Raw genomic sequence first — 13,598 nt, 5'->3', positions numbered from 1 at the left:
GGAAAGAGGATTGGACAGATGGAAGAAAACAGTATGCAGGAAATATTGAAAAAAGCTGAGGTATTAATTGAGGCATTGCCATATATCCAGCGTTTCAACCGCAAAATTATCGTAGTAAAATATGGCGGAAGTGCAATGGTAGATGAAGAGTTAAAGCAGAGCGTTATCCAGGATGTAACTCTTTTAAAACTGGTTGGTTTCAAACCGATTATCGTTCATGGTGGTGGTAAGGAAATCAGCAAATGGGTTGCAAAAGCCGGAATGGAGCCGGAATTTATCAATGGACTTCGTAAAACCGATGCACCTACCATGGAAATTGCAGAGATGGTTCTTGGAAAAGTCAATAAATCACTGGTTCAGATGGTAGAAAAGCTTGGCGTGAACGCAGTAGGTATCAGCGGTAAAGATGGTGGACTGCTGAAGGTAAATAAGAAATTATCCAATGGACAGGATATCGGGTATGTGGGTGAAGTTAAGGAAGTAAATCCAAAGATTTTATATGATCTTCTCGAAAAAGATTTCCTGCCGATTATCTGCCCGGTAGGTCTTGATGATAATTATGATACCTATAATATCAATGCGGACGATGCAGCGTGTGCAATTGCCCGTGCCGTACAGGCAGAAAAACTTGCATTTCTTACAGATATTGAAGGTGTATACAAAGATCCGGATGATAAATCTACACTGATTTCCGAACTTAAGATTTCAGATGCACACAAGCTGATTGAAGATGGTTATATTGGCGGCGGAATGCTTCCAAAATTAAATAACTGTATCGATGCCATTGAAAATGGTGTATCCAGAGTACATATCTTAGATGGTAGAATTGCACATTGTCTGTTACTGGAAATCTTTACAAACCGAGGAATCGGAACAGCAATTTTAGGAGATGCGGAGGAAAAGTTTTATCATGAATAAACAGGAATATATGGATTGTGAAGATAAAGCGTTATTACATACTTATAATCGTTTCCCTCTGGTATTAGATCATGGTGAGGGCGTATATCTTTATGATACCGATGGAAAGAAGTATCTTGATTTTGCGGCAGGTATTGCAGTAGAAGCGTTAGGATACAGCAATGAAGCGTATAAGCAGGCATTAAAAGACCAGATTGATAAAATTACACATACTTCAAATCTTTATTATAATGTCCCGATTATGGAAGCTGCAGAAAAATTCTTAAAAGTTTCCAAAATGGACAGGGTTTTTTTCACCAACAGTGGAGCAGAAGCCATTGAGGGAGCAATTAAGGCAGCAAAAAAATATGCCTATACCAGAGATGGTCATGCAGACCATGAGATTATAGCCATGAATCATTCCTTCCATGGAAGAACCCTGGGTGCATTATCCGTAACCGGAAATGCCCATTACAGAGAACCGTTTGAGCCACTCTGCGGTGGTGTGAAATTTGCTGATTTTAATGATATTGAAAGTGTAAAAGCTCAGGTAACAGAAAAAACATGTGCCATTATCTTTGAAACCGTGCAGGGAGAGGGTGGAATTTATCCGGCAGAGGAATCCTTTATGAAAGAGATTTCAGCACTCTGTAAAGAGAAAGATATTCTTCTTATTTTAGATGAAATCCAGTGTGGAATGGGAAGAACCGGAGAAATGTTTGCATGGCAGCATTATGGAATCAAACCGGATATTATGACAAGTGCCAAGGCATTGGGCTGTGGAGTGCCGGTAGGAGCTTTTGCCATGACAGAACGTGTGGCAGAGAAATCCTTGGCACCGGGTGACCATGGAACCACATATGGAGGTAATCCGTTTGTCGGAGCAGCGGTCAGTAAGGTAATGGACTTATTTGAAGAATTAAAGCTTACAGACCATGTAAAAGAAATCGCAGTTTATCTGGAAAGCGAACTGGATAAGCTGGTAGAAGAATATGATTTTATTAAAGCCCGCCGTGGTATGGGACTGATGCAGGGGCTTGTAAGCACAAAACCAGTTGGAACCATCGCAGCAGAAGCATTAAAAGAAGGTTTAATTATTATAACAGCCGGCGCAGATGTAATCCGTATGGTGCCGCCACTTGTGATTGAAAAAGAGCATGTGGATGAAATGATAACGAAACTGAAAAACGTACTGGATCGTATGTAGGCAGGGTATATGAAAAAGAAAACAAAGGAAATCATAGAAACAACAACGCTGGCAGTGGGAGTTATCCTGCTGTCAGCGGCTGCTTTTTACAGTAGCAAAGAAACAGGGAAAACAGAGTTAAAAACAGACAGAAAAGAGCAGATAACATCTGAGCAGGAAACAAAAGAAGCATATGAAGCAGCGCAAAAGGAGCTATCCTTTTGGTACAGCGATGCAGACTGCAGGAATTATTTTGAACAGTGTGCAGTGGATTATTATGCCAAAACCGGTATCGCAGTGGGGATCCGTTATGTAGATGAGGAATCTTATCTTGAACAGATTTATGATGCAACGATGACGGAAGAAGACTATCCGGATTTGTATCTTGCCTGGAATGATGCAAAAGACAAGGCGTATTTATATGGTGTTGCAACGGAAGAAGAATACCCATTGTTTTTTGATACACTGGTGATGGTATATCAGAAAGAGAATTTTCCGGAAGCACCGGAGAGTATTTCGGAAATTTTAGACTATGGACAGAATAACCTTTTAGGAGAAGGTGTAGGAAATCTGCTGGAATGGAATGTGGCAGATGGATTTTATGATTATCCATTTGTGGGGACTGAAGTGGAATGGAATGAGACGGACTATACCCTTTTGACGACATATGGAGAAAAATATAATGATGAATTAACTTTCTTTAAAAACCTTTCAGAAACTGTGGGAATTGATACGGATGAAATTGACAGAAATCAGGTGGTGGAGAATTTTAATCAGGGAGCATCTTTGTGTGCAATCATTGATTCTGATGATTTAAATAAGATGACAGCAGAAAATTATGGCGTTTGCGGGCTGCCGATGTTAGACGATACCACACCGATGCAGGGGGTTGCCAGAACGGGGATTCTTTTGGTAAATGAATTTTCGGGGGAAAAAGATATGGCGGCTGATTTTGCTGCTTTTATAGAAAAAGAAGAAGTGGATGCCCTGCATGCAATGACTGGTCATATTTCTACAGATGAAGGTGCCAGCCGGGATGAAGCAGAACAGGCAGCTTTTATGCAGTATCAGAACAGCCAGCTGGTACCGGATGCTGCAAATGCAGGTGAGTTCTGGTCAGAATTTACAAGGCAGATGAAGGCATTGTGGAATGGTGGAAGTCTGCCACAGGAATAATTTGAAAATACTACTTGTATAAAGGGCAAATTTTCGTTAAAATAGAAAACAGTAAGCATTAGGGGACTTTCTTGCATAACAGAATTTATGTAAGGGAGTGATACGGATGAAAAAAGTCGGGTTATTAGCTCTGGCTTTATATTGTGGGATTATATATACGGCATGTGGAAAAGAAGATACCGTATATTTTGAGCCGGATACGCAAATGGAGAGTGAAGAGGTTACAGAAGCTGTCTTATGCCCGCCGGCTTCTTGTTATGTATATGTCTGCGGTGAGGTAGTGCACCCGGGGGTATATGAAGTGGCAGAAGGAGCCAGGGTCTGCGATGTATTAGAACTGGCAGGAGGCTTAAAGGATGCTGCAGCAAAAGAGGCACTCAATCAGGCAGAACCGGTTGTTGACGGACAGATGATAAAGGTGCCGGATCAGGAAACTTACCTTTTGCAGCAGACAGGGAGTGCTGATTCGGCAGCAGAGCCGGAGGATGGTAGAATTAATCTGAATACTGCATCAAAGGAACAGCTTATGACACTTTCCGGAATTGGAGAATCAAAAGCTGAGACAATTATTTCTTACCGGGAAAAAAATGGCGCATTTCAGACTATTGAAGATTTAATGAATATTCCCGGAATTAAAAATGGCGTTTTTGAAAAAATAAAAGATAATATAAGGGTTAACTGAGGTGTAAAATGGCAAAAAAAGTTCTGGTTGTGGACGACGAAAAATTAATAGTGAAAGGAATCCGTTTTTCATTGGAACAGGATGGAATGGAAGTAACCTGTGCGTATGATGGTGAAGAGGCACTGCGTCTGGCACAGGAGAATAAGTTTGATATGATTTTACTGGATATCATGCTTCCGAAGATGGATGGATTTGAAGTGTGTCAGGCAATCCGGGAGTTTTCTAATATGCCAATCGTCATGCTGACAGCAAAAGGCGATGATATGGATAAAATCTTAGGACTGGAATATGGTGCAGATGATTATATCACCAAGCCGTTTAATATTCTTGAGGTGAAAGCCAGAATCAAAGCAATTATGCGAAGAACTGCTGCCAGTGAACCGAAGGAAGAAAATTCCAAAGTGATAGAGAGCGGCGATTTAAAATTAGACTGTGAGAGCCGCAGACTGTTTGTCCAGGGAAGAGAGATTAATCTGACAGCCAAGGAATTTGACTTGTTAGAGCTTCTTGTTATGAATCCGAATAAGGTATACAGCCGTGAGAATCTGCTGAATCTGGTATGGGGTTATGAATATCCGGGCGATGTCAGAACGGTGGATGTTCATGTGCGTAGACTGCGTGAGAAGATTGAACCGAATCCGAGTGAGCCAAAATATGTGCATACGAAATGGGGTGTAGGTTATTTCTATCAGAAATAACAGCGATAAGCAGAGGATGAAGGTACAGACTTATGAATAGAAAAAAAGGTATTCGTAATTTTTTGAAAAGCATGAAATTCCGGCTGATTTGTCTTTTTATGCTGATTGGTATTTTGACCGGAATTTTAATCCGGACCGGGATTTTAACTGCTTATGAGAAACATGCAGTTTCTAACCGGAGTGTAGATGTAATTGGTCAGGCAAAGATTCTTGCAAACCAGATGGTATCCACAGATTATATCAATGGAGCGGAGTCGGAAAGCATCACTTCACAGTTGCAGCAGATGTCACGTATTTATGATGGAAGAATTCTTCTGATAGATTCTTCTTTTCATATTATAAAAGATACTTATGATCTGGATACCGATAAAACAATTATTTCAGAAGAAGTCATAAAGTCATTCCGCGGTGAGGATTCTATGAATTATGATGTGGATAATCATTATGTGGAAATGACTATTCCGCTGACTACAGATAACGTAGAGTCAGGGGAGAAGAGTATTATCGGAGTGCTTCTTATCAGTGTTTCGACAGATAGTATTCTTGCCAATCTGGAATATATGAGAAATGCTGCATTAGTGCTTCAGATTTTCGGGGCAGTTTTACTGTTTGCAGTCAGCGTATTTTTATCCGTTCGTCTGACAAACCCGTTGAAGAATATGGCATCCTCTATTGCTGAGATTCAGAATGGATATGGAACCAGTGATGGGGAGCTGATGATTAAGGATTATTCTGAAACAGTTCAGATTTCGGAAAAATTTAATAAACTATATAGCAGAATGAAGATGCTGGATGACTCCAGACAGGAATTTGTGTCCAATGTGTCCCATGAGCTGAAAACACCGCTTACTTCTATGAAGGTACTGGCAGACTCACTGAATGGACAGGAAGATGTTCCAGTAGAACTGTATCGTGAATTTATGTTAGACATTGGAAATGAAATTGAACGTGAAAATAAAATTATTAATGATTTGCTCTCGCTGGTTAAGATGGACAAGTCTGCATCAGATTTGAATATCACGTCAGTTAACATCAATGAGATGCTGGATTTGATTTTAAAGAGATTAAAACCGATTGCGGAAAAACAGCATGTAGATCTGGTGTTGGAAAGCTTCCGGCCTGTTACAGCGGAAATTGATGAGGTAAAGCTGACGCTTGCCATTACCAATCTGGTGGAAAATGCAATCAAATACAATAAGGAAGACGGTTGGGTACATGTGTCCCTGAATGCAGATTATCAGTATTTCTATCTTAAGGTAGAGGATTCCGGCATCGGTATTCCGGAGGATTCCTTAGAGCATATTTATGAAAGATTCTACCGCGTGGACAAGTCCCATTCCAGAGAAATAGGTGGAACCGGACTTGGACTTGCCATTACAAGAAATGCAATATTAATGCACCGTGGTGCAATTAAGGTATTTAGTACAGAGGGTGAGGGAACGCTCTTTACTGTGCGGATTCCGCTGAATTACATTGCCTAGGAGGTCTGGCATGAAGAAAATTGCAGGATGGCTGGGTTTTATCCTTCTGGTATCGCTGTTCACAGGGTGTGGCAGACAGGAGACAGATGACCCGGCGTATCATATTTATTATCTGAATAAAGAAAAAACAAAAGTGGTAGAGCAGCCATATGATTTAAAAGAGGGCAAGACAGAGGACATGATAGCCACTCTTTTAGATGCGTTGTGCACCAATACGGATAGCGTGGAGTATCAGAAACCGGTTCCTGGTGATGTTACAATTACAGACTGGTCACTGGAAAGCAATCAGCTGTTCCTTTACTTTAATGATAATTATTCCAAAATGCAGTCTACGGATGAGGTGTTGTGCCGGGCAGCAGTGGTAAAGACACTGGTACAGCTTCCGGATGTAAAATATGTATCTTTTTATGTGGGAGATGCACCGTTGGCAGACAGCCGGGATAATGTAATCGGACTGATGACAGAAGAAAGCTTTGTTGAGAATCCGGGAAAACAGATTAATTCCATTCAGACAACAACATTACATTTATATTATGCAAATGCTGATGGAAACGGACTGGTAGAATGCGAAAAAGAAGTACAGTATAGCAGTAACATTTCCTTGGAAAAACTGATTATGGAGAATCTTTTAAAGGGACCGGATGATAAGAATTTGAAAGCACCACTTCCGGAAGGAACAAATCTTGTCAATGTTACGACAACCAATGGAACCTGCTATGTTACATTAGATGAGGCGTTCCTGAATCAGAATTATGAAATACAGGAGCCAATTGTCATTTATTCTATTGTAGACTCTTTATCGGAGATTTCAACCATCAGTAAGGTGCAGATTTCTGTAAATGGAAAGACCAGCGGTGTTTACCGGGATAGTTTTGCATTAGACCAGCTTTATGAACGGAACCTTGACTATGTGGTAAGTGCAGATGAGAACGAGACGGTATCTACAGAAGCACAAACAGAAGAGACACCTTAGTAGAAGGTCTTAAGAAGAAGTATCTTATAAGTAACATATCTTATAAGCGACATATTAAGAAGAAACATCTTAGAAAAATATTTAGGAGGGGTTATATCGAAATTATAAAACGCCCCTTATGCTATGGAACGATATTGTTCCTGTGTGGTATTATTGTCTGCCTGTCTGTTCCGACGGTCATAAAAGTTATCCTTATCAGCTTTGTGGCAGGGTGTCAGACGTATCTGCTGTATGCCCTGCGGCAAAGAAAACGGAGGGTATACCGGTTTACAGCAGTACTTGGAATAGGATTTTTTCTGCTGGGAATTGCAAGAATCTGGTATATGCAGCAGCAAAGCTATACCATTGAGACGATTTTAAAAGAGCAGGAGACCAGCCTTTCTGTAGAAACAGATGCTTCCAGAGGCTGGCAGACGGAAAATGAAAAGACAATTTTACAGGGGAAGATAGAGAAAAAAGAACGAAAAAACAATCAGACAAGATTATATCTTAATCATGTTTTCTTACGGATTGGAGATAAAACCTATAAAACCAATTCTGTCCTGGTTCGACTGAAGCAAGAACCATCTGACCAATCGTGTCGTATTGGAACAACCATTGTATTAGAAGGAAATATCCGACAACTGAATCGCGCTGCCAATGATGGTAATTATGATGAATTTCAATATTATCACAGTCTGAATATGGATTATCATTTTGATGCCGAAAGGATTTGTGGGGAATATGGAAGAGAAGATGTACTGGCAGAGAAATTATTTTCGATAAAAGAAAAATTAAAAGAAGATTATATAAATTATTTATCGGAAAGAAATGCTGGGATTCTTGGAACAATGCTTTTAGGAGATAAAGAACTTTTGGAAAAGGAAGTTTCAACAGTCTTTCAACAGGCAGGAGCCAGCCATGTGCTGGTAATCAGTGGAATGCATATTTCCTGCATTGGACTGTTCTGCTATGGACTTCTTAGAAAAAAAGGAAATTCTCTTTGTGCCTGTACGGCAGCGGTTGTATTTTTGCTCTGTTATGTGAAAATGACCGGGATGGGAATATCTGCTATCCGGGCATGGATTATGTTTGCACTTCTTATGGCAGCCAAGCTGTCCGGGCGAAGCTATGATAGCAGAACCGCTCTTTCTGTGGCAGTGCTGGTGCTTTTGTGGAAAAACCCGTATCTGGTTGAAAATGCAGGACTCCAGTTTTCGGTAGCTGCAATTCTTGGTGTGGTAGTAGTGGCAAAATGTATTGGACAGTTGTTTCCGAGGGAGCAAAAACAGCAAACACAGGAACGGAAAACAGGCGATAAGGCGGCAAATAAAATGCGGGAAAAATGGAAACGGCAAATCCGGCAGAACTTTTTAGTTTCGCTTTCCGTTCAACTTACAACACTTCCACTGGTGGCATACTATTATTATGAAGTGCCGGTCTATGCTTTGATTCTGAATCTGTTGATAGTTTCCTTGTTAAGTGCAGTTTTAATAAACGGGATAGTTGCAACATTGCTCATGTGTATGGGAAAAATTGTTGTAGGAAGGCTGTTTGCGGGACCGGTAATCATGATGTTGGAATTATTGCTGGACGGAATTTATGTTGGAGTCAGCTGGTGCAGCCGGCTCCCGGGAGCTACGAAGATAGTAGGACAGTGGCCGATACAGCGCATCATATTCTATTATCTGATGCTTGCAGCCACCTGCTTGCTGATAAAAAACCGGACAAAGAAAAGCGGAAACAGAGATGGGAATAGAAATACAAATATACTCCTTAGAAAGTTTCTGATTGTTTTGATTGGAAGCGTGGTGTTACTTCTGGTTCTTCGTCCGGTAAAGAGTAATCATCTTATGGCAGTTCTTGATGTGGGGCAGGGAGATGGCATCTATGTACGACTGGGGGAAGATACCAATCTTTTTCTGGATGGCGGAAGCACTGATGTGTCTAAGGTGGGAACGTATCGGATTTTGCCATTTCTAAAAAGCAATGGAATCACGAAGATAGATTATTGGTTTATAAGCCATTATGACGAAGACCATGTGAACGGATTATTAGAAGTTCTTGAGACGGAGTATTCTGTTGAAAATATTATATTGCCTGGAAAACAGCCGGATGTAAAGAATTATCAGAGCATATGTGCACTGGCAGAGCGGAGAAACATTCCCATCGTATATATGAAAGAAGGAGATTGCATAAGAAGTGGAGAGGATACCATAAGCTGCCTCCTTCCGGACGGAGAGTATCAGGCAGAGGATGAGAATGGAAAATCCATGATATTGCTCTATCAGACGAAATATATTTCCGGGATATTTACCGGAGATGCCGGAGAAGCAGAAGAAAATTGGCTCTTAGAAAAGCAGCGGTTGTGGAAAGTAGATTTTCTTAAAGTAGGACATCATGGCTCAAAGTATTCCTCGACAGAAAAATTTTTAAAAGCACTTTCGCCGGAACTGGCATTGATTTCCTGTGGGGAAAACAACCGATATGGACACCCTCATCAGGAGACTATAAATCGATTAAAAGAAGCTTCGGCAGAAATTTTTGATACGATGGAAGGCGGTCAGATTTCGCTGGAAGAGGAAAAGGGAAGGATCACAATTCACAGCTTTCGGTAAGTATACTTTGATAAAGAAGTAAAAATATAGTATAATATCCTTTATGAAAACAATAGATAATGACATTAAAATGGGACAATTAAAAAACGTATATCTTTTATATGGAACGGAAGACTATCTGAAACGGCAGTATCGTGATAAGCTAAAACATGCACTGGTAGAGCCGGATGATACGATGAATTTTTCGGCATATGAGGGAAAGGATATTAATCCAAAGGAACTGATTGATTTATCGGAGACACTGCCATTCTTTAAAGAAAAGCGTATGATTCTGGTGGAAAACAGTGGCTTCTTTAAAAACAGCTGTGATGACCTGGCAGAATATATGAGCCAGGTGCCGGAATCCACCTGCTTCGTTTTTGTGGAAGAAGAAGTGGATAAGCGTTCCAAATTATTTAAAGCGGCATCCAGGGCTGGAAGTGCCGTAGAATTTGAGACCCCGAAGGAAGATATGCTGGTCCGCTGGATACTGGGCAGAATCCAGCGGGAAGGGAAGAAAATTACCCAGTCCGTGATGCAGCTTTTCCTGTCAAAGACCGGTTCCGATATGGAAAATATTGATAAGGAATTAGAAAAGCTTATCTGTTATACATTGGATAAGACAGAGATTTCTGCGGCAGATGTAGAGGCAATCTGTACCGGACAGACGGAAAATAAAATCTTTGAAATGATTGATGCCATCTCTGCTAAGAATCAGAAGAAGGCTTTGGACTTATATTACGATTTACTGGCATTAAAGGAAGCACCCATGCGGATTTTATTCCTGATTGCAAGACAGTTCCAGAATCTGCTTTTGATAAAAAGCATGTCAGCAAAAGGATATCCTGCTGTCAGTATTGCAAAGACTGCAGGGATGCCAAGCTTTGCAGTGCAGAAGAACCTTCGGCAGGCAGGAGCTTTTAAAATAAATCAGTTAAAGGAAGCAATAGAAGACTGCGGACAGGCAGAAGAGGATGTCAAGACGGGAAGAATGGCAGACCAGTTAGCCGTAGAACTTCTGATTGTAAAATACAGTGCATAAAAAAAGAACGTTTCGAATGACGGTACGAAACGTTCTTTTTTATAATCGTTTATAATCTATGCTCTTCCGGCAATTATGCCATTTTGTTCACAGCTTTGTTTAAGCGTGAAATCTTTCTGGAAGAAGTGTTCTTGTGATAAACACCCTTAGTAGCAGCTTTGTTGATTTCAGATGTTGCAGCAACTAATGCAGCAGCAGCAGCCTCTTTATCGTTTGCAGCGATTGCAGCGTCTACTTTCTTAATAGATGTTTTAACTTTTGATCTAATAGCTTTGTTTCTATCAGCTTTGGTCTGATTTACAAGAATTCTTTTCTTAGCAGATTTAATGTTAGCCAACCTGTACACCTCCAATATGATTGTTTTATTGTTTTTGGTTGTTTCATTAAAGCCGGACACGGACGTTCTAATGTAAACATACCATGTTAGTTTATCCCACATATTTGCATCTGTCAATACATATTTGGAGAAAAAATGTAAAAAATAATAAAGAAAATTTATTTGGAAAAATTGTTTACAGGAAGTGAAGCTATGTTTCAGATAAGAACAGACCTCGCATTAGAGACGAGAGAAAAATTTGATGAAGATCATATTGAAGTAAAGGGAGTACGGGTGGATGAGGAGAGAATTTCACCGGAAATCATGATTACAAGAGTGTTCATTGACACAGAAAACGGAGCAAAGGCAATGAAAAAACCGAAGGGAACCTATATTACCATTGAGGCTTCGGACATGATGGAAGAAGATGAGGATTATCACAGAGAAGTGTCCGGGCAGCTGGCAAAAGTGATTGAAACCATGCTGCCGGGGAAAAAAGAAGAACTCAAAATATTGGTAGTGGGTCTTGGTAACCGGGAAGTGACACCGGATGCATTAGGACCTTATGTAGTAGATAATATGATGATTACCAGGCACATTATCAAGGAATATGGACAATATGCCTTTGGAAATAAGGCGACGAGCCAGATAAGCGGAATTGTGCCGGGCGTAATGGCACAGACCGGTATGGAATCAGGAGAGATTGTCCGGGGAGTTATTGAAGAGACGAAACCGGATATTGTAATTGTGGTGGATGCACTGGCGGCCCGCAGCGTGAAGCGTCTGAACCGTACCATCCAGATTACGGATACCGGAATCAATCCCGGTTCCGGTGTGGGCAATCACAGGCACGCCATTAATAAAGAAAGCATGGGAATTCCGGTAATTGCCATAGGAATTCCTACCGTAGTAGATGCCGCAACGATAGTTTCGGATACTATGAGTGACTTAATCGGAGCCATGCGGGAGTCAGCGCAGCTAAAAAGCGTGGGAAATGGGCTGGCAGGTCTGGATGAAATTGAAAAGCATGAGCTGGCGAGAGAACTTTTATCTCCACATTTGAATGCAATGTTTGTAACACCAAAAGATATTGATGAAGCGGTAAAAAGGCTGAGCTATACCATATCAGAGGGACTGAATCTGGCATTCTCCCGGTTCTAAAGGGACAGAAGCTGCATAGAATATAGTGTTTGCTATGGCAGAACAGGAGGTGCTGGCAGCATGAGAGTCTATGGGCAAAGATATCAGGGAAAAACGGAACTGGTCAGGAAACGAAAAAAATGGTACAGGCAGTCTGCTATTGCACTTTTTCTGTTGTATGCTTTTTTTCTTATGGTGAAAGCGGGAACCGGAAGGGAAACACTGGCAAAACGTTTTTTTCCTATATACAGAATGAGATATCCATGTCCATGACCAGACAGTATATTCCGACTGTTGCCTATATGGCAGAGGGCAGGCAGGAACAGACACTGAGTGATTTTTTGCTGGAAAAAGTGACAGACCAGATACCGCTTATCGGATATGCAGATACCATAAGGACTTATGATACGGCAATTGAGAGCAGCCTTTCAGAAGAAGAGATTGTTGCACTGGAAGGAAAAGATGAAGCGGAAGTAGAGGCCAGGCAGATGGCGGAGGCAGCCAGCAGAGAGAATCAGGACTGCATAGTGGCAGAAATGGAGCAGGAAAATGCGCAGGCAGGAGCAGATGCGGCAGCAGAAGCGGCAGAGCAGCCGGCAGCCCCAGATAATACAGCAGTTAGCTCTCAGCCGTTGGTGGAGATTCCAAGAGAAAAATTAAATGATTTTGATTATCTGATTCAGAATTTTTATCAGGTGGACAATACAACAACCATCAATAGCAGTCAGTTAAATGCAGAAGAATTGTTAAGTATGGATTTAACCATAAAAACGCCGGCAGACCAGCCGCAGATTCTGATTTACCATACCCATTCCCAGGAAATGTTTGCAGATTCCGACCCAAATGATGTAATGACGGGCGTTATGGGAACAGGGGAATATCTTACCAGCCTGTTACAGGAAAAATATGGATTTCAGGTCATGCATCATATGGGACAGTATGATGTGGGAGACAGAGATCACGCCTATGCCAATGCGGAGGGACCCATTGAGCAGCTGTTAGCAGAGAATCCGAGCATAGAAGTGGTAATAGATTTACATCGTGATGCAGTGGATAAGCATATGGTGCGGGAGGTAAACGGGGTGCAGATGGCACCGATTATGTTCTTTAACGGACTGAGCCGGACAAAAGCGTTAGGAGATATTTCTTATCTCAATAATCCAAACCTTACCGGGAATCTTGCTTTTTCCCTGCAGATGCAGATTGCAGCGGCAGAGTATTATCCGAATCTTACCCGCCCGATTTATTTAAAAGGATACCGGTATAATATGCATTTTAAAGAGAAATATCTTTTGATTGAAATGGGTTCCTATACTAACACGCAGGAGGAGGCACGCAATGCCATGGTTCCACTGGCAGACCTTTTGAACAGAGTGCTGCATGGAGAAAATTAGAAAAATATTTCGTAATGAAAATGTAATAACTTTTTGG

12 protein-coding genes are annotated in these 13,598 nt (G+C 41.1%); 11 read left to right on the top strand and 1 reads right to left on the bottom strand.

Going from position 1 to position 13,598, the window contains the following annotated elements; all coding sequences use genetic code 11:
• Positions 1-18: 18 nt before the first annotated feature.
• The 9 genes from argB to holA all read left to right on the top strand — a co-directional run bounded on the left by argB (position 19) and on the right by holA (position 10,711).
• Positions 19-918: an acetylglutamate kinase gene (gene argB / locus LKD41_RS01640; protein WP_022243101.1), complete on the top strand. Its 900-nt coding sequence runs from the start codon at positions 19-21 to the stop codon at positions 916-918.
• On the top strand, positions 911-2,104 hold the full coding sequence (locus tag LKD41_RS01635; protein WP_227700196.1) for an aspartate aminotransferase family protein: 1,194 nt from the start codon (positions 911-913) through the stop codon (positions 2,102-2,104). Before argB ends, LKD41_RS01635 begins: the two co-directional genes overlap by 8 nt.
• A gap of 9 nt (positions 2,105-2,113) precedes the next feature.
• On the top strand, positions 2,114-3,259 hold the full coding sequence (locus LKD41_RS01630) for a hypothetical protein (RefSeq protein WP_227700195.1): 1,146 nt from the start codon (positions 2,114-2,116) through the stop codon (positions 3,257-3,259).
• Between the two features lie 106 nt (positions 3,260-3,365).
• Entirely contained in the window at positions 3,366-3,941 is a 576-nt protein-coding gene (locus tag LKD41_RS01625; protein WP_227700194.1) for a ComEA family DNA-binding protein, read from the top strand.
• Positions 3,942-3,949: 8 nt separating this feature from the next.
• Positions 3,950-4,639: a response regulator transcription factor gene (locus LKD41_RS01620; protein ID WP_118056793.1), complete on the top strand. Its 690-nt coding sequence runs from the start codon at positions 3,950-3,952 to the stop codon at positions 4,637-4,639.
• A 32-nt stretch (positions 4,640-4,671) separates the two neighbouring features.
• Positions 4,672-6,120 (top strand): sensor histidine kinase, encoded by a 1,449-nt coding sequence (locus LKD41_RS01615; protein ID WP_022243096.1) that lies wholly within the window; start codon positions 4,672-4,674, stop codon positions 6,118-6,120.
• Positions 6,121-6,130: 10 nt separating this feature from the next.
• Positions 6,131-7,093 carry a GerMN domain-containing protein gene (locus LKD41_RS01610; protein WP_227700193.1) on the top strand — a complete coding sequence of 321 codons (963 nt, stop codon included), beginning with the start codon at positions 6,131-6,133 and terminating at the stop codon, positions 7,091-7,093.
• A gap of 134 nt (positions 7,094-7,227) precedes the next feature.
• The gene (locus tag LKD41_RS01605) at positions 7,228-9,690 is read left to right on the top strand and encodes a DNA internalization-related competence protein ComEC/Rec2 (protein WP_227700192.1); all 2,463 of its coding nucleotides are present in this window, start codon (positions 7,228-7,230) and stop codon (positions 9,688-9,690) included.
• Between the two features lie 43 nt (positions 9,691-9,733).
• Complete coding sequence (gene holA, locus LKD41_RS01600) at positions 9,734-10,711, top strand: DNA polymerase III subunit delta (RefSeq protein WP_227700191.1); 978 nt, start codon at positions 9,734-9,736, stop codon at positions 10,709-10,711.
• 73 nt (positions 10,712-10,784) lie between these two features.
• Here holA and rpsT read toward each other — a convergent pair whose 3' ends face one another.
• Complete coding sequence (rpsT, locus tag LKD41_RS01595) at positions 10,785-11,048, bottom strand: 30S ribosomal protein S20 (RefSeq protein WP_022243092.1); 264 nt, start codon at positions 11,046-11,048, stop codon at positions 10,785-10,787.
• A 192-nt stretch (positions 11,049-11,240) separates the two neighbouring features.
• On the opposite strand from rpsT, the gene gpr reads away from it, so the two are divergent.
• Positions 11,241-12,188: a GPR endopeptidase gene (gene gpr, locus LKD41_RS01590; protein WP_022243091.1), complete on the top strand. Its 948-nt coding sequence runs from the start codon at positions 11,241-11,243 to the stop codon at positions 12,186-12,188.
• 242 nt (positions 12,189-12,430) lie between these two features.
• Positions 12,431-13,561, top strand: coding sequence for a stage II sporulation protein P (locus LKD41_RS01585; RefSeq protein WP_227700190.1), 1,131 nt, complete (start codon positions 12,431-12,433; stop codon positions 13,559-13,561).
• Positions 13,562-13,598: the final 37 nt, after the last annotated feature.

It is taken from the genome of Roseburia sp. CLA-AA-H209, from assembly GCF_020687575.1.
Taxonomy (GTDB): Bacteria; Bacillota; Clostridia; order Lachnospirales; family Lachnospiraceae; genus Roseburia_C; species Roseburia_C amylophila.
The sequence above is the reverse complement of the archived record's forward strand: the minus strand, read 5'-3'. Positions and strand labels throughout refer to the sequence as shown.

Excerpts from the sequence above, each read along its gene's own strand:
- holA (WP_227700191.1), top strand. The coding sequence starts at position 9,734 with ATGAAAACAATAGATAATGACATTAAAATGGGACAATTAAAAAACGTA.
- LKD41_RS01630 (WP_227700195.1), top strand. The coding sequence starts at position 2,114 with ATGAAAAAGAAAACAAAGGAAATCATAGAAACAACAACGCTGGCAGTG.
- LKD41_RS01585 (WP_227700190.1), top strand. The coding sequence starts at position 12,431 with ATGTCCATGACCAGACAGTATATTCCGACTGTTGCCTATATGGCAGAG.
- LKD41_RS01625 (WP_227700194.1), top strand. The coding sequence starts at position 3,366 with ATGAAAAAAGTCGGGTTATTAGCTCTGGCTTTATATTGTGGGATTATA.
- LKD41_RS01635 (WP_227700196.1), top strand. The coding sequence starts at position 911 with ATGAATAAACAGGAATATATGGATTGTGAAGATAAAGCGTTATTACAT.
- LKD41_RS01620 (WP_118056793.1), top strand. The coding sequence starts at position 3,950 with ATGGCAAAAAAAGTTCTGGTTGTGGACGACGAAAAATTAATAGTGAAA.
- LKD41_RS01615 (WP_022243096.1), top strand. The coding sequence starts at position 4,672 with ATGAATAGAAAAAAAGGTATTCGTAATTTTTTGAAAAGCATGAAATTC.
- gpr (WP_022243091.1), top strand. The coding sequence starts at position 11,241 with ATGTTTCAGATAAGAACAGACCTCGCATTAGAGACGAGAGAAAAATTT.
- argB (WP_022243101.1), top strand. The coding sequence starts at position 19 with ATGGAAGAAAACAGTATGCAGGAAATATTGAAAAAAGCTGAGGTATTA.
- LKD41_RS01610 (WP_227700193.1), top strand. The coding sequence starts at position 6,131 with ATGAAGAAAATTGCAGGATGGCTGGGTTTTATCCTTCTGGTATCGCTG.